General features: G+C 37.9%; 31 protein-coding genes and 1 pseudogene. 29 read left to right on the forward strand and 3 right to left on the reverse strand.

Annotation, left to right across the window (positions count from 1 at the left end):
- From Bovatus_RS01910 to Bovatus_RS01950, 10 genes are all read left to right on the forward strand, one after another.
- Positions 1-657, forward strand: coding sequence for a ParB N-terminal domain-containing protein (locus Bovatus_RS01910; RefSeq protein WP_004300220.1), 657 nt, complete (start codon positions 1-3; stop codon positions 655-657).
- The gene (locus Bovatus_RS01915) at positions 626-1,378 is read left to right on the forward strand and encodes a GREB1-related protein (protein WP_004300221.1); all 753 of its coding nucleotides are present in this window, start codon (positions 626-628) and stop codon (positions 1,376-1,378) included. The genes Bovatus_RS01910 and Bovatus_RS01915 overlap by 32 nt, the downstream gene beginning before the upstream one ends.
- A 111-nt stretch (positions 1,379-1,489) precedes the next feature.
- Positions 1,490-2,065: a hypothetical protein gene (locus Bovatus_RS01920; protein ID WP_004300222.1), complete on the forward strand. Its 576-nt coding sequence runs from the start codon at positions 1,490-1,492 to the stop codon at positions 2,063-2,065.
- Positions 2,066-2,113: 48 nt separating this feature from the next.
- Entirely contained in the window at positions 2,114-2,761 is a 648-nt protein-coding gene (locus tag Bovatus_RS01925; protein WP_004300223.1) for a DUF3560 domain-containing protein, read from the forward strand.
- A gap of 28 nt (positions 2,762-2,789) precedes the next feature.
- Positions 2,790-3,254: a hypothetical protein gene (locus Bovatus_RS01930; RefSeq protein WP_004300224.1), complete on the forward strand. Its 465-nt coding sequence runs from the start codon at positions 2,790-2,792 to the stop codon at positions 3,252-3,254.
- Positions 3,251-3,577, forward strand: a complete 327-nt coding sequence (locus tag Bovatus_RS25850; RefSeq protein WP_008775932.1) for a hypothetical protein — start codon at positions 3,251-3,253, stop codon at positions 3,575-3,577. The genes Bovatus_RS01930 and Bovatus_RS25850 overlap by 4 nt, the downstream gene beginning before the upstream one ends.
- A 21-nt stretch (positions 3,578-3,598) precedes the next feature.
- Positions 3,599-4,321 carry a phosphoadenosine phosphosulfate reductase domain-containing protein gene (locus Bovatus_RS01935; protein WP_004300226.1) on the forward strand — a complete coding sequence of 241 codons (723 nt, stop codon included), beginning with the start codon at positions 3,599-3,601 and terminating at the stop codon, positions 4,319-4,321.
- Positions 4,322-4,409: 88 nt separating this feature from the next.
- On the forward strand, positions 4,410-4,655 hold the full coding sequence (locus Bovatus_RS01940) for a hypothetical protein (RefSeq protein ID WP_004300227.1): 246 nt from the start codon (positions 4,410-4,412) through the stop codon (positions 4,653-4,655).
- A gap of 23 nt (positions 4,656-4,678) precedes the next feature.
- Entirely contained in the window at positions 4,679-4,948 is a 270-nt protein-coding gene (locus Bovatus_RS01945) for a hypothetical protein (RefSeq protein WP_004300228.1), read from the forward strand.
- 11 nt (positions 4,949-4,959) lie between these two features.
- Positions 4,960-5,568 (forward strand): nucleoside triphosphate pyrophosphohydrolase family protein, encoded by a 609-nt coding sequence (locus Bovatus_RS01950; RefSeq protein WP_004300229.1) that lies wholly within the window; start codon positions 4,960-4,962, stop codon positions 5,566-5,568.
- A 77-nt stretch (positions 5,569-5,645) separates the two neighbouring features.
- On the opposite strand, the gene Bovatus_RS01955 is transcribed toward Bovatus_RS01950, so the two are convergent.
- Entirely contained in the window at positions 5,646-5,924 is a 279-nt protein-coding gene (locus Bovatus_RS01955; RefSeq protein WP_004300230.1) for a hypothetical protein, read from the reverse strand.
- A gap of 215 nt (positions 5,925-6,139) precedes the next feature.
- Here Bovatus_RS01955 and Bovatus_RS25405 point away from each other — a divergent pair, with 215 nt between their 5' ends.
- The 7 genes and pseudogenes from Bovatus_RS25405 to Bovatus_RS01990 all read left to right on the forward strand — a co-directional run bounded on the left by Bovatus_RS25405 (position 6,140) and on the right by Bovatus_RS01990 (position 10,269).
- Positions 6,140-6,298 carry a hypothetical protein gene (locus Bovatus_RS25405; protein WP_004300234.1) on the forward strand — a complete coding sequence of 53 codons (159 nt, stop codon included), beginning with the start codon at positions 6,140-6,142 and terminating at the stop codon, positions 6,296-6,298.
- 2 nt (positions 6,299-6,300) lie between these two features.
- On the forward strand, positions 6,301-6,549 hold the full coding sequence (locus Bovatus_RS01965; RefSeq protein WP_052587992.1) for a hypothetical protein: 249 nt from the start codon (positions 6,301-6,303) through the stop codon (positions 6,547-6,549).
- Between the two features lie 20 nt (positions 6,550-6,569).
- Positions 6,570-7,127: an N-6 DNA methylase gene (locus Bovatus_RS01970; RefSeq protein WP_004300240.1), complete on the forward strand. Its 558-nt coding sequence runs from the start codon at positions 6,570-6,572 to the stop codon at positions 7,125-7,127.
- Positions 7,120-7,713, forward strand: coding sequence for a hypothetical protein (locus Bovatus_RS01975; protein WP_004300242.1), 594 nt, complete (start codon positions 7,120-7,122; stop codon positions 7,711-7,713). The genes Bovatus_RS01970 and Bovatus_RS01975 overlap by 8 nt, the downstream gene beginning before the upstream one ends.
- A pseudogene (locus Bovatus_RS01980) lies at positions 7,710-8,366 on the forward strand (N-6 DNA methylase); the annotation flags it as partial. The gene Bovatus_RS01975 and the pseudogene Bovatus_RS01980, both read left to right, overlap by 4 nt.
- 18 nt (positions 8,367-8,384) lie before the next feature.
- Positions 8,385-9,341, forward strand: a complete 957-nt coding sequence (locus Bovatus_RS01985) for a tyrosine-type recombinase/integrase (protein WP_004300246.1) — start codon at positions 8,385-8,387, stop codon at positions 9,339-9,341.
- A gap of 13 nt (positions 9,342-9,354) precedes the next feature.
- Positions 9,355-10,269 (forward strand): radical SAM protein, encoded by a 915-nt coding sequence (locus Bovatus_RS01990; RefSeq protein ID WP_004300248.1) that lies wholly within the window; start codon positions 9,355-9,357, stop codon positions 10,267-10,269.
- A gap of 67 nt (positions 10,270-10,336) precedes the next feature.
- On the opposite strand, the gene Bovatus_RS01995 is transcribed toward Bovatus_RS01990, so the two are convergent.
- Complete coding sequence (locus tag Bovatus_RS01995; protein ID WP_004300249.1) at positions 10,337-10,534, reverse strand: hypothetical protein; 198 nt, start codon at positions 10,532-10,534, stop codon at positions 10,337-10,339.
- A 138-nt stretch (positions 10,535-10,672) separates the two neighbouring features.
- Here Bovatus_RS01995 and Bovatus_RS02000 point away from each other — a divergent pair, with 138 nt between their 5' ends.
- Positions 10,673-11,215, forward strand: a complete 543-nt coding sequence (locus tag Bovatus_RS02000; RefSeq protein WP_004300253.1) for an ASCH domain-containing protein — start codon at positions 10,673-10,675, stop codon at positions 11,213-11,215.
- A 30-nt stretch (positions 11,216-11,245) separates the two neighbouring features.
- Here Bovatus_RS02000 and Bovatus_RS02005 read toward each other — a convergent pair whose 3' ends face one another.
- Positions 11,246-12,367 (reverse strand): AbiH family protein, encoded by a 1,122-nt coding sequence (locus Bovatus_RS02005; protein WP_004300254.1) that lies wholly within the window; start codon positions 12,365-12,367, stop codon positions 11,246-11,248.
- A gap of 101 nt (positions 12,368-12,468) precedes the next feature.
- Between Bovatus_RS02005 and Bovatus_RS02010 the strand changes: the two genes are divergently transcribed.
- From Bovatus_RS02010 to Bovatus_RS02060, 11 genes are all read left to right on the forward strand, one after another.
- Positions 12,469-13,260, forward strand: a complete 792-nt coding sequence (locus tag Bovatus_RS02010) for an NAD-dependent epimerase/dehydratase family protein (protein ID WP_004300259.1) — start codon at positions 12,469-12,471, stop codon at positions 13,258-13,260.
- Positions 13,229-13,792 carry a phosphoribosyltransferase gene (locus Bovatus_RS02015; RefSeq protein ID WP_004300260.1) on the forward strand — a complete coding sequence of 188 codons (564 nt, stop codon included), beginning with the start codon at positions 13,229-13,231 and terminating at the stop codon, positions 13,790-13,792. The genes Bovatus_RS02010 and Bovatus_RS02015 overlap by 32 nt, the downstream gene beginning before the upstream one ends.
- A gap of 1 nt (position 13,793) precedes the next feature.
- On the forward strand, positions 13,794-14,339 hold the full coding sequence (locus tag Bovatus_RS02020; protein WP_004300262.1) for a terminase small subunit: 546 nt from the start codon (positions 13,794-13,796) through the stop codon (positions 14,337-14,339).
- Positions 14,340-14,400: 61 nt separating this feature from the next.
- A complete protein-coding gene (locus Bovatus_RS02025; RefSeq protein ID WP_004300264.1) occupies positions 14,401-16,416 on the forward strand; it encodes a PBSX family phage terminase large subunit in 2,016 nt (671 codons plus the stop codon).
- Positions 16,417-16,542: 126 nt separating this feature from the next.
- Positions 16,543-17,988: a phage portal protein gene (locus Bovatus_RS02030; protein WP_004300265.1), complete on the forward strand. Its 1,446-nt coding sequence runs from the start codon at positions 16,543-16,545 to the stop codon at positions 17,986-17,988.
- Positions 17,942-19,003 carry an HK97 family phage prohead protease gene (locus tag Bovatus_RS02035; RefSeq protein WP_052587993.1) on the forward strand — a complete coding sequence of 354 codons (1,062 nt, stop codon included), beginning with the start codon at positions 17,942-17,944 and terminating at the stop codon, positions 19,001-19,003. The genes Bovatus_RS02030 and Bovatus_RS02035 overlap by 47 nt, the downstream gene beginning before the upstream one ends.
- Positions 19,004-19,020: 17 nt before the next feature.
- On the forward strand, positions 19,021-20,598 hold the full coding sequence (locus tag Bovatus_RS02040; RefSeq protein ID WP_004300269.1) for a phage major capsid protein: 1,578 nt from the start codon (positions 19,021-19,023) through the stop codon (positions 20,596-20,598).
- Positions 20,599-20,602: 4 nt separating this feature from the next.
- Entirely contained in the window at positions 20,603-21,025 is a 423-nt protein-coding gene (locus Bovatus_RS02045) for a hypothetical protein (RefSeq protein ID WP_004300271.1), read from the forward strand.
- Positions 21,026-21,033: 8 nt separating this feature from the next.
- On the forward strand, positions 21,034-21,576 hold the full coding sequence (locus tag Bovatus_RS02050; protein ID WP_004300274.1) for a hypothetical protein: 543 nt from the start codon (positions 21,034-21,036) through the stop codon (positions 21,574-21,576).
- Positions 21,573-22,145 carry a hypothetical protein gene (locus tag Bovatus_RS02055; protein ID WP_004300276.1) on the forward strand — a complete coding sequence of 191 codons (573 nt, stop codon included), beginning with the start codon at positions 21,573-21,575 and terminating at the stop codon, positions 22,143-22,145. The genes Bovatus_RS02050 and Bovatus_RS02055 overlap by 4 nt, the downstream gene beginning before the upstream one ends.
- On the forward strand, positions 22,142-22,981 hold the full coding sequence (locus Bovatus_RS02060) for a hypothetical protein (protein ID WP_004300278.1): 840 nt from the start codon (positions 22,142-22,144) through the stop codon (positions 22,979-22,981). The genes Bovatus_RS02055 and Bovatus_RS02060 overlap by 4 nt, the downstream gene beginning before the upstream one ends.
- Positions 22,982-23,071: the final 90 nt, after the last annotated feature.

Below are 23,071 nucleotides of genomic sequence, written 5' to 3' on the forward strand. Positions count from 1 at the left end.
ATGACAGAGATTATTCAAGTCTGCCTACTTGATTTTAATAAGGGGCAGCTCACGGGATTGCCGAAAAATCCACGTTTTTTTCGTGATTACCGCTTTGAAGCGATGAAGAAAAGCATTCAGGATTCGCCAGAGATGCTTGAGCTTCGAGAACTTATAGTTTTTCCCTACAATGATGGCAGATATATTGTTGTTTGTGGTAATTTACGTTTGCGAGCTTGCAAGGAGTTAGGTTATAAAGAACTGCCTTGTAAAATTCTGGCACCTGATACCCCCGTTAAGAAGTTGAGGGAATATGCCACTAAAGATAATGTCAATTTTGGTGAGAATGATTTGGACGTTATGGAAAACGAGTGGAATAAGGCGGAACTCCAAGACTGGGGCATCGAATTTGCCCCGGAGAAGAAAGAGGATGAATTTAAAGAGCGCTTCGATGCCATCACGGATGATACAGCCATTTATCCTCTCATTCCAAAGTATGACGAAAAACATGAGTTGTTTATCATCACCTCAAGTAATGAGGTAGATAGCAACTGGCTTCGTGAGAGGCTGGACATGCAGCACATGAAGTCGTACAAAACCGGGAAAATAAGTAAATCCAATGTAATTGATATAAAAGACGTTCGCCATGCCCTGCAAAATAGTAATACCAAGTCATAAACGCCATGACCGGGTGTTCGCTAAAAAGTTGGTGAACGATCCTATCATTTGCGTTGCTGAAAGTCAAGCTGACTTATATCAGCAATTTAACCCGGAATGTGAAATTGTAACTCATCCTGACGACGTTATGGGCCTCATCCCGAAACGTAATTGGATGGCAAAGCATTTTGGAGAACTTTTCATGCTTGATGATGATGTCCATGCCTGCAAACCTATTTATGTGGAAAAAGGAGAACCTAGCCGGATAAAGGATAAAGATAAGATAACTAATATCATTCAGTCATTATTTGAGATGGCCAGTATGATGGATGTACATCTGTTTGGCTTCACCGCTCGGATATCGCCGGTAATGTATGATGAATCCGCTTTTCTTTCTCTTTCGAAAATGATAACCGGTTGCAGTTATGGAGTAATCTATAACAAAAACACTTGGTGGAATGAGGAAATACGTTTGAAGGAAGATTTTTGGATTTCTTGTTACATGAAGTACAAAGAACGTAAGGTTTTAACCGATTTGCGGTATAATTTTGAGCAAAAGAACACTTTTGTAAACGCTGGTGGGCTTGCTTCTATAAGGAATCAGGAAGAGGAACGTAAATCTATCCTCTTTATCAAAAAGAATTTTGGTGATAGTATTTTGCTAAAGAGTGCAACCACTAATGGGAAAGACAAAACAAAGCAGCTCGTTCAATATAATATATCATGCAAATTCAAATTCTAATAGTCTGTAAAAAAGGCGTTTAAATGGCGTCCATTCTGTTTGTCATATTCGCCTTTTTTAGCTAACTTTACTGACGTAATAAACTAAAAGTCAAACCATTAAATTAGAATTATGATTATAAGAACAGTTTGCGGATATGATTTCTTTGAGGTGAGTTCTGCAATGCAGAAAGCCATTAGGCGAGCCGACACCGGGGTAGCCGGCTTTTTTGCATTGGAACTTTGGGCGAGTGGGTACCGCGACTATGTGTGGAAGCGTCTGTTTACCATTAGTGCTGAAGATTGCTATGGAATCATTACTAAAGAGATAGAAGCATTGTGGCAGGGGCATGAGCTGGTAAACAAGACTGCTACTGAACCCAAAGGGAGGATATTTGTCAGTAAAGCTGTTATTCTCCTTTGTGAATGTAGAAAGAATCGTGATGCGGATCATTTGCAAAACTTCATCTATGATAGAAAGGATATTGATATAGAAAAGTGGATAAATGATGTCAGGCGTTACCCTATTCCTATTCCAGATTACACTTTCGATGTACATACACGAAAGGGTAAAAAACATGGGAGAACCAAAGAAGAATTCTTTCAGGAAGAATACAAGGCGTTACAACCTCGTGTTCCTGGTTTATTCGATGATTTGGTTCAACCCAGTCAACCAAAGTTATTTAATGATGAAACCACGGCTAAGTAGCTGTGGTTTCTCATTTTTCATATAAGTCAAACCAATTTAATTAAAAAAATGAACACGTATTACAAATTTGCGCCAAATGTATTTTTGGCAAAGTGTGATGAGAAGCACGAAAAAGGTGAAACTATTGAAGTTACCACCAAGTATGGTAAGGAGAACGAAAGTATAGTATTTAACCTAATCTTCGAAAAAGATGGGTTTTACTATTATTCCATCGTTAGAGCTGACGGCTTTAATGTTCAAGAATGGGCTAAGCAAAGAGCGGAACGCAGGCATGAATGGGCGTCATCGGCAGTACAAAAAAGTAATGAGTATTTTCAGAAATCAAATAAGCATCGTGATTTCCTTTCTTTGGGTGAGCCTATCAAAGTTGGACACCACAGCGAACGAGGACATCGCAAAATGATAGATGATGCCTGGAATAACATGGGGAAAAGCGTTGAGTTTAGCGATAAGGCTGCCGAACATGAAAGAGTTGCGAAGTATTGGGAAAAAAGGGCTAATACGATAAACTTGTCCATGCCGGAAAGTATAGATTTCTACGAACATAAGTTGGAACAAGCAAAAGAATATCACGAAGGATTGAAGTCCGGTAAGTACCGACGCGAGCATACATACGCTATGGCTTATGCCAATAAAGCAGTAAAAGAGGCTAAAAAAAATTATGACCTTGCAGTAAAGCTGTGGGGCGATGTTTAATAATCTGTAGTATCTCAAATAATTTACTATGAGAGAATTATCAAAAGAAACCTCATTACAAAGGGTAATGAGGGCTTCAGGTCGTGTACCTGTACAATGCTCATGCAGTGTTTGTAAACAACAATGTCATACGCCATGTTTAGGTACTCCTGATGATATTGAACGAATTATTGATGCAGGTTATGCCGACAGGTTAGCGCTGACGAACTGGGCTGCTGGTATATTCTTAGGGGTTATTAATATTGCTATTCCGATGATTCAGCCCGTTGCTGGTAAGGAGTATTGTGCTTTTTTCGAGAATGGACTGTGTATCTTACATGATAAGGGTTTGAAGCCCACTGAAGGACGTTTGTCTCATCACACAGTCAGGAAGGATAACTTCAATCCTGCTATGAGTATTGCTTGGAACGTTGCAAAAGAATGGCTGATGCCGGAGAATGAGGATGTACTTTCTCGTGTAGTAAATAAATTCTTGAATGCGAGGAAGCCATGAATGTGTGTCAATCAATACCTCGTAGAGATTGTAAGGTGTTTGCTAAATGTGGAGCAAAATCCTTATCACATTGCCGGCGGCACCGCGAAACTGATGAGAAGTGTAAAAGTTGTACTCTAATTCGTCGTAAGCCGCGTAATCGGATTATAGATGATTCAGGACGTGAAATGAAAAGATGTACCCATTGCGGAAATTACTTCTACTTGAACCGGTTCTACAATCGTATAGTGGTGAGAAAAGGTAAGGAATATCATTTGTTGACTTCCTGGTGCCGTATGTGTATGTCACAGATTAATAATCAGAGGGCAAAGAAGAAAAAGTGACTTGTCCATTAAATTTTTTGTATGAAATATTATGCTTCAGTTAGCTTTGGAAAGGATTCCTTGGCAATGCTTTTCATGCTAATAGATAAAGGATATCAGTTGGATGAAGTCGTTTTCTATGATACAGGTATGGAATTTCAGGCAATCTATAACACTCGTGATGCTGTTCTTCCAATTCTTAAAAAACTTGGCATTAAATATACAGAACTGCATCCGGAGCAACCTTTTCTTTGGACAATGTTTGAAAGGCCGGTTAAGAAAAGAGGGACCAATATTATCCATAAAAAAGGATATAGTTGGTGTGGGGGAACATGCCGGTGGGGAACGAGTGAAAAACTTCGTGCATTGAAAGCTCACACAAAAGACGGAATTGATTATGTCGGTATTGCTGCCGATGAGACCCATCGTTTTGAAAAGGAAAAACGACCAAATCGGGTTTTACCACTTCGTGATTGGGGCATTACTGAAGCAGATGCACTCCAGTATTGTTACACAAAAGGCTTTGTTTGGCATGAGGATGGAGTAAGGCTATATGAGCTACTTGATCGTGTGAGTTGCTGGTGTTGTGGAAATAAGAACTTGAAGGAGTTGAAGAATATGTATTTGTACCTTCCATGGTATTGGAAAAAGCTGAAAGAACTTCAGTTAAATACCGATAGGCCCTATCGTCGTAATAGTGGAGAAACCATTTTTGATTTAGAGGAAAGATTTAGACGTGAATTGTTGAAGAAAAAAACTGATTAAAATGGCGTTAAAATGGCGAAGTTTCTGTTTGCTAAACTTGTCAATAACGATTACCTTTATAGACGTAAAGCATTAAAAGTCAATCAACATGAAGAGGAATGAAAAAATAGAAAAATTAGAAAGACTAGGTATTTTCAATCAATGGAAATATAACACAGAAAGAGCAAATGATACATTTAATATTGAGTGTCCTGACTTCTCAATGACAAATGAAGAGCGGGTGAACAATTTGTTAGATGTTGATTGCTGTTTTCATCGATTTCTAGCTATCTCATTCCCTTTTAATGGTACTCCTGAAGGCGTTGCTTTTTGGGAGAATATTGCAAAAAAATAATCGAACTTAATTGAATTGAAATTATGAGTAAAAAAGATTTAATAGAGCAGAACATTACAAGAGTTCAAGAATATGTGAGGGAACTTATTGAAGATGCAAAGTGGAATAATGGTGTTTCGGAAACTCTTGAATCTACTTCAATAATTGTAGGTAATTTTTGTTCTATGGTACTTCGATTAATGGATACTGAAGAATACAATAACAATTATTGCAAATCATTGGATTTAGTTCTGAAGCTGTTTCCTGAAATAGATGGAGAATTATTAGAAAAGGAATTGGATAGATATATTTAAGCATTACAAGGATGAGTAAAATGAATTTAAATGAATTAAGAGACAAAGCATATAAAACAGCTTGTGAACATGGGTTTCACGATCAAGAGCTAAGTAACAATCATTTTCTTTGCCTTGTGATTTCTGAATTGATGGAAGCTGTGGAAGCAGATAGAAAAGGAAGGCGTGCTAATGTTGATCGGTATAATAAGAAGATTGCTAACAGCCGCATTTGTCAAGGATTGGATTCTGACATTCCCAAAGAGCGTGGTTACGAAGTCGCATACAATGAAACTATAAAAGGCTCAATTGAGGAAGAGTTAGTCGATGCTGTAATCCGCTTGCTTGAGCTTGCAGGACTTCGAGGAATAAGCCTTGAACTTGCCAACGGAGATATTGATGACTGTATTGAAGATATGGCAGAAGCTTGTAAAGACGAAACTTTCACCGAATCAATCTATTCCATCTCTACACTTCCTGTTAGGTATGACGGAATATTTGATTTTCCTACAACCGTGAATGATATGATACTATCAATCTTCGGGCTTGCCAAGCACTTAGATATAGACCTGCTTTGGCACATCGAGCAGAAAATGAAGTATAACGAACTTCGTGAAAAGATGCACGGGAAGAAGTATTAACTCTCAATACCGAAGATAGAAATGAGTAAAGCGATAAATGAAAAAGTCCTGAATAGGTAGTCAGGACTTTACTGAGATTAGATATAAATCTGAAACATTAGAGATTCGACATATTTGCCTTTCATATCACTTCCAGTACTTGATTCAAGAGTCACATGATTGGTTTTTACTGTATAGCCATCAGGCATTAAGCTATTTATGTGATTACAAATAGCGTTTTCTAAATGGTTCGGTTCCCCGTAATAAGGAGTTTCACATACTACTTTTACAACAGTGTTTCCGGATGGCTCAAACAATCTCAGTGAAATCCTTTGATTAAGCTCATAGCCTTCTTTTGTAGATTTAATTACTAACATATTTTTATTTTTAAAATTAGACAACAAAGATAGGCAATAGTTATTTATAAAACAATGAGATGATTGATTTACAGTATGTAAATGATATGTAAATGGATAAATATTAATTAAAATCATAAAAAGAAATGAGCGTTTTTGTAAAGCATTTCAGCAAGAAGGTACCCCACAGGTGGTACAGACATGGAAGGAAGGTGTTCCGGCTGACTCCTAAAAGCATGTTTGACAAGAAATCCCGGACTTTCCATTATGAATGTATCGAGAACAACTATAAGAGCGGGTGCTACATCATAGGGTTCAACCTTTATGATGACATGATCCCGATAACGGAGGATGAGTGGCGGAACGCTATGGAGAATTGCATAAACCCGTATTGATTATGAGTGAATATTCATTGAAAGAAAGAGCTCAGATGTTAACATCATTGCTTGTATATGGCGGTCCTATGACATTTGAGCAAATCAAGAAATTAGATTGGTTGAAAAATACATCTGAATACGGAATATTATTCTATCTCCGGGAAGCTGAAAGATATGAATGGATAAAAACTAAATGTTTCAGCGGTGGTAAGCCGAATATCTATTCGGCAACGGCTAAAGGCCGAAGAATGGCTGAAGCAAGAGATTAATATTCAAATACAGAGTAAATATGAGTGAAGTAGAATTAAAGAAGTTGTTTCAAATAGAGGATATATTATCACTTCCTAATGCGATTTTTAAAATAATCTTTGATAATGACGAAAGATTGCATCATATATATCGAGAGTTATTACAACTCAATACTCATGATCTTTCAAGAGATTGGTTTCAAGATATATATGAGGGTGAATTGGCTCAAAGAAACCAAAACAAGCAGGATTTTACTCCTAATGTAGTAGGAATACTACTATCAAGATTGACAGGGGTTTCCAAAGGGGTGATTTACGAACCTACTGCCGGGAATGGTTCCCTTATTATTTCTAACTGGTGGCATAGAGTTAAAACTTTAGGAACTGATTTCAAACCGTCTGAACACCCCGTTGAATGCTGGGAGTTGTCTGATAGGTCTATTCCGTTACTCTTGCTTAATTTATCGATACGTGGTATTAATGCAACTGTGTATCATGGTGATGTACTTGTAAAATCAATAAAAAGTGAATATCGCTTGCTGAACGTGAAAGATATTCCATTCGATTTTTCCATTATAGAAAAGATTAGTTATGATTGACGATAATTTTATAAAGAATCTGTACCAATACACTAGGAAAAGAATCAATTTCTTGTTTCCTGGCATTGATATTAATTACATGGATATCTCTCATTCCGTTATAGCTGACGAACGTTTTTCTATTGAAAATTGGCGGGATTTGGTTGATCGTCTGATTTACGATGAGGTTTCCTTTATAAAAAGAAACAACCGTTTTGGGGAAGCTGATTTAGCAATTAGAAATACTCCTGAAAATATTTTATTATGTAATAAATGTGGGGAGTATGTACCTGAAAGCAAATTCTATTTAAGTACGAAAATTTGTAATTCATGTTATTATATTGAAAATCGGGAAAAAATACTGAAGAATAATAAGGCATATCGGATTCGTAACAGAGACAAATTACTTGCCCGTAGGAAAGAATTGCGAAATGCCAATATTGAACATTATAGAGAATTGGAGAGGGCTAGTTACAAGCGTAGATATAAGGTTAATAAGGAAAAGATATTAGAGAAAAATAGAAAATATCAATTAGCTCACAAAAGTGAAATACGTGAGTATATGAAAGTGTATTATCAAAAAAATAAATCAAAATGGAAACAGTAATAGCAAATCCGCCCTTTTCCGCCAAATGGAGTGCAGATGTCTCTTTTATGGATGATGAACGATTTAGTGAAGTTGGGAAATTAGCCCCTAAATCTAAAGCTGATTATGCTTTTGTCTTGGATATAGTCCATAAACTGGATGTAACAGGGATTGCGGCTATAGTTCTTCCTCATGGAGTTTTATTTCGTGGTGCTGCCGAAGGTGTTATTCGCAGGTTTCTTATTGAAGATAAAAACTGCATTGATGCTGTCATTGGGCTACCGGCCAATATATTCTATGGTACTAGTATTCCTACTTGTATCTTGGTAATAAAGAAATGTCGTAAAGAAGATGAGAACATCCTTTTTATTGATGCAAGCAAAGATTTTGAAAAGCTTAAAAACAAGAACTCTTTGAGTGATGAACAAATAGACAAGATTGTACAGACGTTCCAAGAGCGTAAGGAAATTAAGAAATACAGTCATTGTGCCACATTGCAAGAGGTTATGGCTAATGATTTTAATCTTAACATACCGAGATACATAGATGTATTTGAGGAAGAAGAACCTATTGACATTAAGGCTGTTATGGATGAAATAAAAGAGCTGGAAGCCAAACGTGCCGAATTGGATAAGGAGATTGATGTTTATTTGCGAGAATTGAAACTGATTTAAATAACAAATTTATAAGATATGAAATTGGATGATGTGTATAAGGCTTGGATTTCTGTAAAGAAAAGGCAAGTCAAGACTAGTTCACTGGCATCGTACCAGCAGATATACGTGAAAAAGCTTTCTCCAATGTTAGGATGTATGGGAGTTGGGGAATTGAGCAAAAAGGTTATTGTGCCATTCATGAACGATCTTATGGATAATTCGGGGTTATCTGTGAAGTACTGCAATGATATTCTGATAGTTCTAAAAATGCTAATTCGGTTTGCTGACGAAGAGTTAGACCTTGAGGTACATAACATTACATGGAAGATGGTATGGCCAAGTAAAAATAAGATAGCTGCTCAAAAGCTGGAACGTTATTCTCCTGCTGAATATAAGAAAATCGTCGATTATGTGTTAGCGAATCCATCTCCACGTAATCTTGGAATTTTGCTAACGATATGTTCCGGTATGCGTATAGGGGAAGTATGTGCCTTACAATGGAAGGATATAGATTTAGATAAAAAGACTATTCATATTTGTAAAACCTTAGAACGCATATATATGCCAGGCGAGGATGGTACATTTAATAAAGCAAAAACCCATATTGAGATTGGGCCCCCGAAAACTTCAAATTCTGATAGGTATATTCCTATCTTAAAAAACATTTTCCCTTTGGTGAAGAAGTTTTCTGCTGTGTGTAATCCCGATTATTATGTGTGTACTTGTGGTGAGCAATATACAGAACCTCGGACCTTGCGGAATTATTATGAGAAATTTATTCTTGAAAAGGTAAAACTAGACCACTGTATCAAGTATCATGGATTAAGGCACACTTTTGCCACGACTCTTATAGAGAATAAAATTGATGTCAAAACTGTATCTACTATTCTTGGTCATTCAGATGTAGGTACCACTTTGAATATTTATGTTCATCCATCAGAGGAAGCTAAAACCGATGCTGTTAATTCAGGATTAAGGAGAATTTTTAAATAGCCCCAAATAAGTGATGAATATCGGAATACTAGCAGTCGATAGCAACTATCCTAATCTAGCTTTGATGAAGATAAGTAGCTATCACAAGGCAAGAGGTGATAATGTAGAATGGTATAATCCCCTTTGTTCTTATGATAAGGTTTACATTGCAAAAGTATTTAGCTTTACGCCGGATTACGGCTATTACATCAATGCCGATCAAGTTGAGAAAGGCGGTACAGGGTATGACATAAAAAAGGTTCTTCTACCGGAAATTGATAGAATGATTCCTGATTACGATCTGTATAATGTTGATAAAAATTTGGCTTATGGCTTTTTGACAAGGGGCTGTCCTAATCGTTGTAAATGGTGTGTTGTACCTGCCAAAGAAGGAAACATCACTCCTTACATGGATATTGCGGAAGTATCTGCTGGGCGAAAAAATGTGATTCTCATGGATAACAACATACTTGCATCCAACTACGGTTTGCAGCAGATTGAAAAGATTATCTCCATGGGAGTACGTGTAGACTTCAATCAAGGATTAGATGCCCGGTTGGTTACGGATGATATAGCCCGGTTGCTTGCAAAAGTAAAGTGGATGAAGCGCATAAGATTCGGTTGTGATACACCGGGACAAATAGCAGAATGTGAGCGTGCTACGGCTTTGATTGATAAGTACGGTTACAAAGGCGAATACTTCTTTTATTGTATCCTGCTTAGTGACTTTAAAGAATCGTTTGAGCGTGTCAATCATTGGAAGAATAAAGGCAGTCGGTTCTTGCCGCATTGCCAGCCTTACAGGGACTTAAATAATCCTCGTCAAATTATTCCTCAATGGCAAAAGGATTTAGCCGGATGGGCTGATAAGAAGTGGGTGTTTAGAAGCTGTGAATTTAAAGATTTTATCCCTCGAAAAGGGTTTAAATGTAGTGGATATTTTGATTAATAACAATACGAAAGTTATGATAATATTAAGAATAAAAAGGACCGGGAAAATTTTCCCGGTCCATAGGTCAGTAAACCTTCTGCCCTTTACGGTTAACTACACAATTATATATAGCTAACTCACCTGCTTTATCTCCTGTGCGTTTACAGTAATTGTACGCACCGCGAGCACCAGAGAATTCTCCTCTTCCATGTAGGTAGATAAACTCTCCAAGTAAAGCAGCTCCCTTACAAGCAGCGATAAATAAATAATACTTATTGTTCATAAATATACATTATTTATAGGTTAATACTAGATAGATTCTACCTAACAAACTATGTTATGGTCAGAATTTCTCAGTTAGTTATTACTAACAACTGCAAAGATAATAATTATATAGAAAACTCAAACTTTAAAATTATCAATGAAAGCAATAACAATAAAACAACCATGGGCTTCTTTAATAGTGCATGGTATCAAGGATATTGAGAACCGTACTTGGGCGTGTCCATGGAAATACATAGGGCATAGAGTGTTAATCCATGCAAGTGGGAAACCTGTAGAAATGAGAAATCCCAATAGTGTATTTACAAAAGCTCAATGGGATAGTCTGCCTATTGAGTTTCAACGAAAAATAATATGTGCAGAGGGCATTGTCAATTCTGCTATCATTGGAAGTGTAGAAATAATTGGATGCTCTATCAATCATCCTTCTAAATGGGCAGAGAAAACAGATGATAGTAAAGGCTATTATGAAAATCCTATTTATAACTGGGTACTAGCTAATCCTATATTATTTCCAGAGCCGATACCGGCTAAAGGGAAATTGTCATTTTGGGAGTATCCCAATATCAATTCAGAGGACGATATTTGCTTGTGTAATTTGGTCGTAAATGAAAGGAATCAAGTCGTTAGCTATGGAGAGTATGACCGATGTGTATACTGTGGTAGTAAATGGAGTAAATAACAATAGTACAGAATAATAGTAACATAATAGTTAGATATGAATTATACTGTCAATATCTTCTTCATTGTCAACATACATTTTGATGTATTTTCTTAATAAGGTTGGATTATTGACACATTCATCTGTTTTAATTATTTGGAGATTATTCAATCCATATAAAGATGTCAAATTCCAATTTGTCATTTCTTGTAGTGAGCGTTTTATCTCAATTTCCGATTTTGCGTCTTTAGTGAATATTGTAATATTCTTCTTTTGGGGATTAGTGGATGAAGATTGTCTTTCAAAAAAGGCTTTAAAATATTGGCTGTCATTTATGCCTAATGAATGCCCAAATATTGTAATATCATCAGCATCCATTAAATCATATACCATAGCTGGGGGATTATATTGGGAATCAAATGATTTCTGTATAAAATCATAGTTTTTGTCTATGTTTTCATCTCTTGTTCCTAAAATGATATTCCCGTCTAAACATAAGCCATGTACATACTTAACTGCATCATTAAATTCCATAGCAAAACTAGAGTTGGGAGCTATTGCTCCAAAACTTGTATAATTAAAAGAGTATATGACAATTTCATCATTTACATTGCTTTTGATAAATGTTCTTGCTACTGTAGCAGCTATGGAGTTTTCATTAATAGCTTCTTTTTGAATTTTTATTAGGTATTGCATTAACCCAACTTTAATCAACTGTACGGCTTTTTTATCTCGTTCAATTGGAGAATTTAGCACATCTTCATGTGATAAACAGATTATGTAAGAAAGTCCAGGTTTGGATAATACGCCTATCTTTAATAGTCTATTAACAGTCTCAGCATTTGTTTGTATTAAATCATTATATTCAGAAATACCATGATAGGCATGTATCATTTCTAATATTTTTCTTTCTGTGCTATTATATAAATCGAATGGATGCCCATTATTATTCTTAATTTTAGTATAATAATAACTTAGTTCATTCTCCAAATCATACCACTTGACCGCATCTAAATTATCGTTCCATTTGTCATTTAAATGTTTGATTAAAGGAGATGGGTAGTCTTTGGGACAAAATTCAGATTGGCAAAAGTCCTTGTATGAAGTCTTTCTGCCTAAACAAAGGTCAAATCCGTTACCTATTATCAGAACTCTTTTTCTATCTTTATTCATACTGCAAAAGTAAGGAAAGATTATGATAATAAGAACTGAAATTTATATAATTGTTGAACCTTTGGTGTATTGGTTATCCGATACACCTTTATTTTTTTGTGATGATGAGAAAAATGATTGTAACTGGCAGTGAAGGCTTCATAGGTAAAGCCCTCTGCCAAGAATTAGCGAAAAGAAATGTTGAAGTGATAGGTATCGATCGAAAGAACGGTACTGAAGCTTCAAAAGTATGTGAACTTCTAAAGTACGGTGATATCGACTGTGTATTTCACCTGGCAGCACAAACAAGTGTATTCAATGGAAATCTGGAACAGATCCGGAAAGATAATATTGATACCTTTATGTGCATAGCCGATGCATGTAACCAATACCATGTAAAATTAGTATATGCCAGTTCATCGACCGCGAACCCGGAGAACACAACAAGTCTCTATGGTATAAGTAAGTACTTTGATGAACAGTATGCATCTATCTATTGTAAGGCTGCGACCGGGTGCCGGCTGCATAATGTATATGGACCTAATCCGCGAAAAAGAACTCTTCTCTGGTTCCTGATGGAAAAGGAAAACGTGTCATTATACAACTGTGGTCAGAATATCCGGTGCTTCACTTACATAGATGATGTCATTGAGGGGCTTATCTATTCGGTGGGTTGTAACCGGCAACTTATCAATATTTGTAACGTTCAACCTGTGACTACTATGTATTTTGCTTCTTTAGTAAAATACTACAAACCGATTGAAATAGAGTTGATTAATAAAAAACGAGATTTTGACAATTTGGAGCAGTCGGTGAACCGGGATATCTATTTAGTACCTTTGTCTTACACATCTGTCGAGGACGGAGTAAAGAAGATCTTTGATGAAAGGAAAGGGAAAGATATGTCGTATTGACGACTGGGATAAGCCGGAAGCGGTGAAAGGTAAGAGCTGGTCTCATCAGGAACGGTTATGTGATTTGAGAGAAAAGGTGTCACTTCATAAAAAGGGTGATATCTATTACATCTCCCAGTTCATCCGTTCCAAGACTGGTACCAGCTTTTCAGAAATTAAACAGTCGGAGGAACTTGCATCATTCTTTGCAGAGAGAGCGTGTGAGTTTCTCCACCGCTTCATTGTAGGGGGATGTGAAGGATGGTGTATAGTCACCACACCGCGACGGAGACACTACGAGGGCTTTCATTTTGCAACCTCTATCTGCACGAAAATAGCTGGGGCGGTGAAAATACCATTCTATGAGAATGCAATTCAGTGCCTAACTAAAGATAGATTGAATCCGGAATTCTTTCTTCTTCGTCCGATAAAGGAAAAGAAGATAATAGTGTATGATGACATATTAACAACCGGCAGTACATTACTTGCCACCTATGAGCTTTTAAGAGATAGAGAGCAGCTTCTTTTTCTCATAGGAATAAACAATAATTGATATGGGAAAGCGAGAGGAACCATTAACATTTAAGCAAGAGAAATTCTGTAAATATTACGTTGATACAGAAGGTAATGCAAGTGAAGCATATCGAATGTCTTATAATACTTCCAACATGAAGCCAGAGACAATTTGGAGCGCTGCGAGTAGACTATTAGCAAATAGCAAGGTTAGTACAAGGATAAATGAGATTAAGGCGCAGAGAGCGAAAGAGTCTGAAGTAGAGAGGAAAACTGTTGAGAGGGTATTAATGGATATAGTGCTTGCCAATCCCGATGATCTTCATTTTGTTGACCCTGCAACCGGGAAAACAAAAATGAGAACTCCTTCCCAACTTCCCAAACGTGCCCGTAACGCATTGAAGAAGATACAGAATAAGAGAGGAGAGGTTACCTATGAGTTCAATGGCAAAACAGAAGCGGCCCGGATATTAGGTGCTTGGAATGGATGGGAGGCAGATAAGAATGTCAACATCAAAGGTGGAGATGGAAATAAAATCGGTGAACTTCGTATCGGCTTTGATGAAAAAGGAGATTCGGAAGAATAGAACAATTTGAACTGCAAAATCCGGTATTCACCCTACGGAGAAACCTTACTTTTAGAACAATATGGTTATAAATTATAAGAAGCTAAATCCTAACGGATTCTATCTATTGAAGTACTTGAATGATGAGACTATCCGTTTTATCATTCTCTATGGAGGTTCATCTTCCGGTAAGTCGTATAGTGTGGCACAAACAATACTGATACAGACATTACAGGATGGTGAAAACACTCTTGTAATGCGTAAGGTAGGAGCTTCTATTCTCAAAACCATTTATGAAGATTATAAAGTCGCTGCGGCCGGTCTTGGCATATCCCATTTGTTCAAGTTCCAACAGAATACTATTAAGTGTCTGGTTAATGGTGCGAAGATAGATTTTTCCGGTCTTGACGATCCGGAAAAGATAAAAGGTATCTCCAATTATAAGCGTGTTCAGTTAGAGGAATGGTCAGAGTTCGAGCATCCGGATTTCAAGCAGCTACGTAAGCGTTTGCGTGGTAAGAAAGGGCAGCAAATTATTTGTACCTTTAATCCGATCAGTGAAAGCCACTGGATAAAGAAAGAGTTCATTGATAAAGACAAATGGCATGATGTACCGATGACGGTTACCATTGCCGGCAAAGAGTTGCCGAAAGAACTTACCAAGGTCAAATCCGTAAAGAAGAATGCACCCAGGCAAATACTTAATCTTCGTACTAAGCAAATCGAGGAACAGGCACCTAATACAGTTATTATCCAATCTACCTATTTGAATAATTTTTGGGTGGTCGGTAGTCCTGACGGTACGTATGGTTTCTATGATGAGCAATGTGTTGCCGACTTTGAGTATGATAGAGTCCACGATCCGGATTATTACAATGTGTACGCATTGGGAGAGTGGGGTGTTATTCGTACCGGTAGCGAGTTCTTCGGTTCGTTCAACCGTGGCAAACATTCCGGTGAACATAAATATATCCCGGACCTGCCTATTCATATATCAGTAGATAATAACGTACTGCCATATATCAGTGTGTCGTACTGGCAAGTAGATTTCACTACCGGTATCAAGGTTTGGCAGTTCCATGAGACATGCGCCGAAAATCCTAACAATACAGTAAAGAAGTCCTCTAAACTTGTAGCCAAGTATCTGAAAGATATCAGGTATAGTGATAAAGTCTACCTACACGGGGATGCCTCAACAAAGGTGGCCAATAGCATTGATGATGAAAAACGTTCTTGGATGGACTTATTCATAGATACATTGCAGAAAGAAGGATTCGAGATTGAGGATAAGGTAGGCAATAAGAATCCGAGTGTTGCCATGACCGGTGAGTTTATCAATGCTATCTTTGATTGTACTGTTCCCGGTATAGAGATATACATTGACGAATCATGTTCGGTATCTATTGAGGACTACATGAGCGTACAGAAAGATGCTAACGGTGCCATTCTTAAAACTAAGGTCAAGAATAAAACTACCTTGCAGACTTATGAGGAGCACGGGCACCTGTCTGATACGTTCCGATATGTCGTTGTGGATTTGTGTAGTGAGCAGTATATAGAGTTTAGTAACCGGCGAAAAAGAAACTTGTATGCTTGTAATGGCACTATTAATTTCTTCAATCCAGATACCGAATGTAAATACACTAAGAAGATTCTATATGTGATGCCGAATGTTAATGGGAAATTTGTCCTTATACAAGCGTTTAGATGTGGAAATAAATGGCATGTTGTTGATGTCGTATTTATGGATACTACTTCAACAGAAGATATACGTTCTTCTATTTTGTCCCATGAATCTGATTCATGTGTAATTGAATGTACAGATGCTTATTTCCCTTTTATCCGGGAACTCCGTTCTAGTACAAACAAGGAGATTCGTGTAATGAAAGAGTTTCCGGATGTAGATAAGCGTATTGCTGCAACATCTGATTATGTGAAAAATAGTATTCTTTTTTCTGCATCAAAAGTAGAATCTGATACGGAATATGTTGCCTTCATGAATAATCTGATGGACTATAATAAAGATAGTGAAACAAAAGAGGCCAGTGCTGTTTTGAGTGGGCTAGTACAGTTCGTTGTAAAATTAGGTTTGAATTGAAATGTGTTATATGTGATTGAAAATAAGAATGTTATATTGTTGGTATTATGTTTTCGTAATTTCAAGATTTTAGTGTTTTGGAAAACGGTTTTCCTTTTTACTTAGTTTTGCTCAAAAAGGAACCCAATGAATATTTTTTTTGATAATCTATTTGGAAAGAAATCTAAGACTAAAGGTGAAGTTGAAATAGTTACTTCATCTGAAAATAAGGATATAGATACTCAAAGTGGCAAGACTGAAAAATGGTCAGTTGCATACATTGAGGACCTTACTAGTCCTATTGTAGCGGGCAGTAACTATCTAACGCTATTCAGTACGATACCTGAAGTCTTTTTCCCGATCGATTATATTGCATCGCGAATTGCAGGTGCTAATTTTCAATTGAAGAAAACTAAGGATGACAGTATAGTATGGGCGAATAAACGAATGAATGGCATACTTAGTCGTCCTAATTGTTTGATGCGTTGGAAAGAATTGATTTATCAGCACCATATTTATAAATTGTGTACAGGGAATAGCTTTATTCGTGCCGCTATGCCTGATGTCTTTTCTACAGCTGAAAAATGGAGATATTGCGATAATTATTGGGTGCTACCTTCTGATAAGACTATTGTAGAACCTGTTTACGGGAATATGCCATTGTTTGGCATTGCCCAAACAGAAGATATTATTCGTAGCTATCGTTTGGAGTATGGTTGGAATGGTAGTTTGGAAATTCCTCCATACCAAATATGGCATGATAGAGACGGAAGTGCAGAGTTCTATTCAGGGGCTATGTTCTTGAAGTCCAAAAGTCGTCTTGCTTCCCAAAATAAGCCAATGTCAAATCTAATAGCTGTATATGAAGCTAGAAATGTGATTTATGTAAAGCGGGGTGGATTGGGCTTTATTGTAAGTAAGAAAACTGATGCTACCGGTTCAATAGCGTTGACTGACGATGAAAAGGAACAGCTTTTGAAGCAAAATTTTGAGAAGTATGGTGTAAGGAAGGGCCAGGTACCTTATGGTATTTCAGATGCAGACATTGACTTTGTTCGTACTAATCTTTCTATTGCAGAGTTACAGCCGTTTGAAGAGACTTTGGCTGATGCAATAAATATTGCAGGGGCATACGGCATCCCTGCCGTTCTTGTTCCGCGAAAAGACCAGTCCACATTTAGCAATCAGGCTACTGCTGAAAAGAGCGTATATTGTTCAACTGTTATTCCTATGGCCAAACAATTCTGCAAGGATTTTACAGCTTTCCTTGGTCTTGAAGGAGGTGGATATTATTTGGATTGTGATTTCTCTGATGTTGATTGTTTGCAGGAAGGATTGAAAGAATCCGAGGACGTAAAGACAAATATAAATAAACGTTGTCGTGAACAATTCTCATGTGGGCTTATAACACTCAATGACTGGCGTGCCCAAATAGGCGAAAGTATGATAGAAAATCCCTTGTTTGACAAATTGAAATTTGATATGTCAGATGAGGAACTGGATAAAGTAAATCGAGTTTTTAACACTAAAAGTGGAGATGAAAAAGATGGAAGAGAAAATCAAAAGCCTTCAGTACAAGACAAAGGCAAATGATGTTGATGAGAAGGGTATCGTTACCGTTGCGGTGAACGGTATCGGTGTGAAGGACTCACAAAATGACATATCTATGCCCGGCTCATTCAATAAGACATTGAAAGAAAATATTGGTCGGATGCGTTGGTTCCTGAATCATCGTACAGACCAGTTGTTAGGTGTTCCGTTGAGTGGTAAGGAAACAGAAGGTAATTTGGTTATGGTCGGTCAGTTAAATCTTGAAAAACAGATTGGACGTGATACGTTGGCTGATTATAAGCTGTTTGCAGAGAATGGAAGAACCCTAGAACACTCTATCGGAGTAAAAGCTATCAAAAGGGATTCTATCGATCCTTGTAAGGTGCTTGAATGGCGTATGATGGAATATTCAACATTGACAAGTTGGGGGAGTAATCCCCAGACGTTCCTTGTGAATATTAAGTCTGCTACTGCTGACCAGGTAAAGGAGGCTGTTGATTTCGTCCGGAAAGCGTTCTTGCAGCATGGATATAGTGATGAACGTTTAAAAGGATACGATATGGAATTAAGTTTATTACTGAAGAGCCTCAACGGTGGTGCCGTTGTCTCATGTCCTCATTGTGGTTATCAATTTGATTATGATGCAGAAACGGAGCATACCTTTGCCCAACAGGTATTAGATTATGCTGCTGATTATCAGAGATGGATAACACAGGACATTGTAAGGGAAGAAATGGAGAAGCTCACTCCAGAGATTAGAACCCAAGTAATTTCTCTTATTGATTCTGTCAAATCAGAAAAGAAAGAATTTACTCAAAAGGGTCTACAAGACCTTATGAATTATGTAAGATGTCCCCACTGTTGGGGAAAAGTATATCGTTCGAATGCTATTCTGCAAAATACTTCTGAAGATACCACCGGAAAAAATGAGCCGTCTGTTGACACTCAAGAAAAGAATGACGGGGAAAATGGGGACGATGAAGTAACGATTAAAGCCGCTGATAATGGCACTTTACTCGATTTCAAGAGTTTGAATAGCTGTTTCGAGAATAAATAACTTAAAATTTAAATTTTATGCCAATTAGAAAATTTACAGTATCAGATTTTAATCTGAAAACGGACGGTCTGCCGGCAGAACAGAAAACATTTATGGAAAATATCGCCGGCATGATGTGTGAAGTAGTTAACAAGTCACTTGAAGGATTTGCTTCACCGGAGGAGGTAACGAAACAGTTTGGTGACATCAATAATCTATTGAAAGCCTATGATGGAGAAAAGTTCCAGCAATTGGTAAAGGACAACGAGCAACTTGTAGAACAAGTTAAAACTCTTGGTGAAAGTATCGAGAAAATGAAGCAGAAAGGTCTTTCTATGGATACTATCAACAAGTTCGATGAGAAGTTGAACGAGATGCTTGATTCTGAAAAATTCAGAGATTTCGCAGAAGGAAAAACACGCAAATCAGGAGAATTTGACGGCTTCTCCTTGAAAGATGTCGTTTCCATGACTGACAACTACACCGGTGATTTGTTGATTACTCAACAACAGAAACGTGTTGTGACTCAGGTTGCCAACAAAAAGTTGCATATGCGTGATGTATTAACGACGCTGACAGCTGATCCTGCATATCCTCAACTCGCCTATGCGCAAGTATATGCTTTCAACCGTAATGCCCGTTTTGTAACTGAGAACGGTCGTTTACCGGAATCAAGTATCAAGGTAAAAGAGATACAGACAGGAACTAAGCGCCTTGGTACTCATATCCGTATTTCAAAACGTATGTTGAAATCAAGAGTGTACATTCGTTCCTACATCTTGAACATGCTTCCTGAAGCTGTTTGGATGGCAGAAGACTGGAACATCTTGTTTGGTGACGGTAATGGTGAGAATTTGCTTGGTATTATTAATAATACTGGGGTGACTTCTGTAGAGAAGATTATCAGTACAGCCATTGTTACAGGTGCCGCCGGTGCTGTAAAAGCTATTACCGGATATAACGGTGATAAGGATGTGATTGTAGAGTTTGCAGAACCACAGGATTTGATTCTTGATGGAATGAGTATCACGTTCGCTGGTGCTGCTGTTCTCACTGAACTGAACAAAACACACGCTCTTGTGAAAATGGAAGATGGTCGTATCCTTATTCCTGGTGTCGCGTTCTCCGGTGCTGAAACGGCTACGGATAAAATGACATTCAGTGTTCATGAAGCCGGCTTTAAGAACATTGAGGAACCCAACTCTGAAGATGTAGTGAAAACAGCTTTCGCCGCAATGACATATGCCCAGTATTTTCCGAATGCCATTATTCTTAATCCAATGACTGTTAACGGTATGGAATCAGAGAAAGATACGACAGGACGTAATCTTGGTATCGTTAAAATGGTTGATGGGGTGAAATATATTGCCGGTCGTCCGATTATCGAGTATGGTGGCATTCTTCCAGGTAAGTATCTTTTAGGTGACTTTAACCAAGCCGCAAATTTGGTTGATTATACCACTTTGACACTTGAATGGGCTGAAGATGTGGAGACCAAGCTTTGCAATGAGGTTGTGCTGATGGCACAAGAAGAAGTTATCTTCCCGATTTATATGCCGTGGGCTTTCGCTTATGGGGATTTGGCCGCATTGAAGACTGCAATAACTAAAGCGTAGGATTATGGATTACATACTTAGAGGTAACGATAAGGATGTAACCAATGTGCTTAAAGAGCAACGCATTCGGATTAATAGAGGGATGATTCAACTCATCCCTATTTCCGAATGTGGTCTTGTTACAGAAGAAGATGCCCGAAAGACATTGGAATGTATGCTTGCAGAGAAAAATGAAGAGATTGGCAGGCTTACTGCATCCATTGCAGAGAAAGATAAGACAATTGTTGAACTGACAGAAGAGCGTGAAACAATGAAAGCTCGCATTGCAGAACTTGAAGTACAGGTGCCTTCTGATGAAAAGAATCTTCCGGTTGCCGATTCAAAAGATTTGCAAGAGGAAGATGCCAAGGAGGTAACTGTTACAGATGATAAAGCCGTTTCCGTGGAAGATGAAAAGAAAACCGGGAAAGGCAAGACTTCTAAATAACTATCGCTATGTTGATTGATGTTTCATATTTTATGTCAGGTCCCAGGCATATTGAGAATGTTTCGGTCGCTGAAATGCCTTCGCCCCAATCTCTTGCTGTGAATGAGGTGATAAATGGGTATATTAAGGCATTTCAGCCCGAATTTCTCCGGAATGTTGTTGGTGTGACTCTTTCCCAAGCTATCACAGATTATTTGGAGCTTATTGAACGGGAAAAGGAAGATTCTTCAGATGAAGTTGATATTTCAGAAGAGAAGGAAGCCCCCCAGTCCGGATATGCAGTATTATGCGAGAAGCTGTGTGAACCGTTCGCTGACTATGTCTTTTATCATATTCTTCGTGACGCAAACACCCAGGCTACAATAACCGGGCTTGTCCGTTTGAAATGTGCTAATGAATATATAGCTCCTTTGAAGAGACAAGTAAGCACATGGAATAGCATGGTAGAGAAGAATAAACAGTTTGTTGAATGGGCTATGTCGAATGATTGTCCTTTCGATGTGAAAATAACCAAGAATCTTTTGACCCCAATTAATGCTTTCAATTTATGATAGATTTAGATATAACAGAACTGTTTGAGGAGATTGTAAAGGAACTTCCAGAAGGGCTTGAAATTCTCTATCCAAATGGGAAAGGGGGAACTAAAGTTATGAAGTCCCCAAGGTTGAATTACATCTTCGGTAGCAGTCAATATATCAAAGATATTTTAGATGAATACAGTAAGTCTTCTGCCCAGTCTGAAAGGAAGTTTCCATTGGTTGCACTATTCACTCCAATTAGTGAGGATAGAGGTGATGCGGATTATTTTTCAAAAGCAAAGGTTTCGTTAATTATAGCATGTTCTTCTTGTAAAGAGTGGAGCAATGAGATGCGCAGAACCACATCTTTTAAAAATATCCTTCGGCCAATCTATAAACGTTTATTGGAAGTATTATATGAAGATTCTCGGTTCGACTGCGACTATGACGAAAAAGTGAAACATAGTTATTCAGAAAACTATTCATATGGCAGATACGGAGCCTATACAGATTCCGGTGAGGCTGTGAGCGAGCCGATTGATGCCATAAATATACGCTCGATGGAAATAAAAATTAATAATCTTAATTGTAGAAGAAAATGAGAAAGATTAGAACGTGTAAGGGTTCCCGGATGAACACTGGTAGTTCTGCTTGTAGCATTGACTGGAAAAAGGTCAAAGGTGCTATCTTGACAGAACATGGTGTCAAACTCCCTGCTGATATAACAGGTGAGAAGTTGCTCGAATTGTGCCATGCAGACCGTCCCGGGCGTATTTACCCTATTTTGCCATTCCTGGAGTATGCCAAGAATGGTGGAGAGCCTCAAGTTAATCCTGTAGGGTACGGTGCAAGTGAATACAACGGGCTTAGCGCTCAAACAGACACCTTCACTTTGAAGAAATTTGATGAGGTTTTGAATGCCCAGCTTCTGAAATGTGCCAATAAAGGATGGGACGTTTACTTTTGGAATCAGGATAATATGTTGATCGGTTATAATGATGACACTGATATCCTTGCCGGTATTCCGATGTCTACTGTTTATCCGACCGTGACACAGTACCCGACCAGTAGTGCTAAGTCTGCGATGACTGTTAGTTTTTCACATGAAGATGTGGAAGACAGCCAATTGCACTTTGACTACGTGCAGTTAGACTTCAATCCCAAGAATTTCGTTAAAGGCTTGGTTGATGTTGTGTTTCAAAAGTTGGAGGCCGAAAATACTTACAAAATAGTTGAAGTTGTTGGTGGTTATGACCGTACAGAAGAATTTGGCAGTCTTATTGCTGATGGTGCTGCTGAAGTTATGAATAACGTAACTTCTGCTACGTATTCGGATGGTATCATTACCATTGTTCCTAAAGCTGGGGCGGTTCCTTCGTTGAAAGCTCCTTCTGTATTGTATGAAAAAGGAATCAGAGGTATTGAGCAGGTGTCATGAAGGTAGATAATGTTACGTTCGTCGAGGTTGCTGTGAAGGGCATGACGAAGGAAGAGTTTATTAATGCGCACATTAAAGTCGTGTGGCAGG

Source organism: Bacteroides ovatus (assembly GCF_001314995.1).
In the GTDB taxonomy this organism is placed as follows: domain Bacteria; phylum Bacteroidota; class Bacteroidia; order Bacteroidales; family Bacteroidaceae; genus Bacteroides; species Bacteroides ovatus.

Coding starts and splice junctions, on each gene's coding strand:
- Bovatus_RS02050 (WP_004300274.1), top strand. CDS start 21,034: ATGTTGATTGATGTTTCATATTTTATGTCAGGTCCCAGGCATATTGAG.
- Bovatus_RS01915 (WP_004300221.1), top strand. CDS start 626: ATGCCCTGCAAAATAGTAATACCAAGTCATAAACGCCATGACCGGGTG.
- Bovatus_RS01975 (WP_004300242.1), top strand. CDS start 7,120: ATGATTGACGATAATTTTATAAAGAATCTGTACCAATACACTAGGAAA.
- Bovatus_RS02030 (WP_004300265.1), top strand. CDS start 16,543: ATGAATATTTTTTTTGATAATCTATTTGGAAAGAAATCTAAGACTAAA.
- Bovatus_RS01920 (WP_004300222.1), top strand. CDS start 1,490: ATGATTATAAGAACAGTTTGCGGATATGATTTCTTTGAGGTGAGTTCT.
- Bovatus_RS01955 (WP_004300230.1), bottom strand. CDS start 5,924: ATGTTAGTAATTAAATCTACAAAAGAAGGCTATGAGCTTAATCAAAGG.
- Bovatus_RS01935 (WP_004300226.1), top strand. CDS start 3,599: ATGAAATATTATGCTTCAGTTAGCTTTGGAAAGGATTCCTTGGCAATG.
- Bovatus_RS25850 (WP_008775932.1), top strand. CDS start 3,251: ATGAATGTGTGTCAATCAATACCTCGTAGAGATTGTAAGGTGTTTGCT.
- Bovatus_RS02045 (WP_004300271.1), top strand. CDS start 20,603: ATGGATTACATACTTAGAGGTAACGATAAGGATGTAACCAATGTGCTT.
- Bovatus_RS01930 (WP_004300224.1), top strand. CDS start 2,790: ATGAGAGAATTATCAAAAGAAACCTCATTACAAAGGGTAATGAGGGCT.
- Bovatus_RS01990 (WP_004300248.1), top strand. CDS start 9,355: ATGAATATCGGAATACTAGCAGTCGATAGCAACTATCCTAATCTAGCT.
- Bovatus_RS01925 (WP_004300223.1), top strand. CDS start 2,114: ATGAACACGTATTACAAATTTGCGCCAAATGTATTTTTGGCAAAGTGT.
- Bovatus_RS02020 (WP_004300262.1), top strand. CDS start 13,794: ATGGGAAAGCGAGAGGAACCATTAACATTTAAGCAAGAGAAATTCTGT.
- Bovatus_RS02035 (WP_052587993.1), top strand. CDS start 17,942: ATGGAAGAGAAAATCAAAAGCCTTCAGTACAAGACAAAGGCAAATGAT.
- Bovatus_RS01985 (WP_004300246.1), top strand. CDS start 8,385: ATGAAATTGGATGATGTGTATAAGGCTTGGATTTCTGTAAAGAAAAGG.
- Bovatus_RS02055 (WP_004300276.1), top strand. CDS start 21,573: ATGATAGATTTAGATATAACAGAACTGTTTGAGGAGATTGTAAAGGAA.
- Bovatus_RS01965 (WP_052587992.1), top strand. CDS start 6,301: ATGAGTGAATATTCATTGAAAGAAAGAGCTCAGATGTTAACATCATTG.
- Bovatus_RS25405 (WP_004300234.1), top strand. CDS start 6,140: ATGTTTGACAAGAAATCCCGGACTTTCCATTATGAATGTATCGAGAAC.
- Bovatus_RS02010 (WP_004300259.1), top strand. CDS start 12,469: ATGATGAGAAAAATGATTGTAACTGGCAGTGAAGGCTTCATAGGTAAA.
- Bovatus_RS02000 (WP_004300253.1), top strand. CDS start 10,673: ATGAAAGCAATAACAATAAAACAACCATGGGCTTCTTTAATAGTGCAT.
- Bovatus_RS01945 (WP_004300228.1), top strand. CDS start 4,679: ATGAGTAAAAAAGATTTAATAGAGCAGAACATTACAAGAGTTCAAGAA.
- Bovatus_RS01940 (WP_004300227.1), top strand. CDS start 4,410: ATGAAGAGGAATGAAAAAATAGAAAAATTAGAAAGACTAGGTATTTTC.
- Bovatus_RS01995 (WP_004300249.1), bottom strand. CDS start 10,534: ATGAACAATAAGTATTATTTATTTATCGCTGCTTGTAAGGGAGCTGCT.
- Bovatus_RS01970 (WP_004300240.1), top strand. CDS start 6,570: ATGAGTGAAGTAGAATTAAAGAAGTTGTTTCAAATAGAGGATATATTA.
- Bovatus_RS02005 (WP_004300254.1), bottom strand. CDS start 12,367: ATGAATAAAGATAGAAAAAGAGTTCTGATAATAGGTAACGGATTTGAC.
- Bovatus_RS02015 (WP_004300260.1), top strand. CDS start 13,229: ATGAAAGGAAAGGGAAAGATATGTCGTATTGACGACTGGGATAAGCCG.
- Bovatus_RS01950 (WP_004300229.1), top strand. CDS start 4,960: ATGAGTAAAATGAATTTAAATGAATTAAGAGACAAAGCATATAAAACA.
- Bovatus_RS02025 (WP_004300264.1), top strand. CDS start 14,401: ATGGTTATAAATTATAAGAAGCTAAATCCTAACGGATTCTATCTATTG.
- Bovatus_RS01910 (WP_004300220.1), top strand. CDS start 1: ATGACAGAGATTATTCAAGTCTGCCTACTTGATTTTAATAAGGGGCAG.
- Bovatus_RS02060 (WP_004300278.1), top strand. CDS start 22,142: ATGAGAAAGATTAGAACGTGTAAGGGTTCCCGGATGAACACTGGTAGT.
- Bovatus_RS02040 (WP_004300269.1), top strand. CDS start 19,021: ATGCCAATTAGAAAATTTACAGTATCAGATTTTAATCTGAAAACGGAC.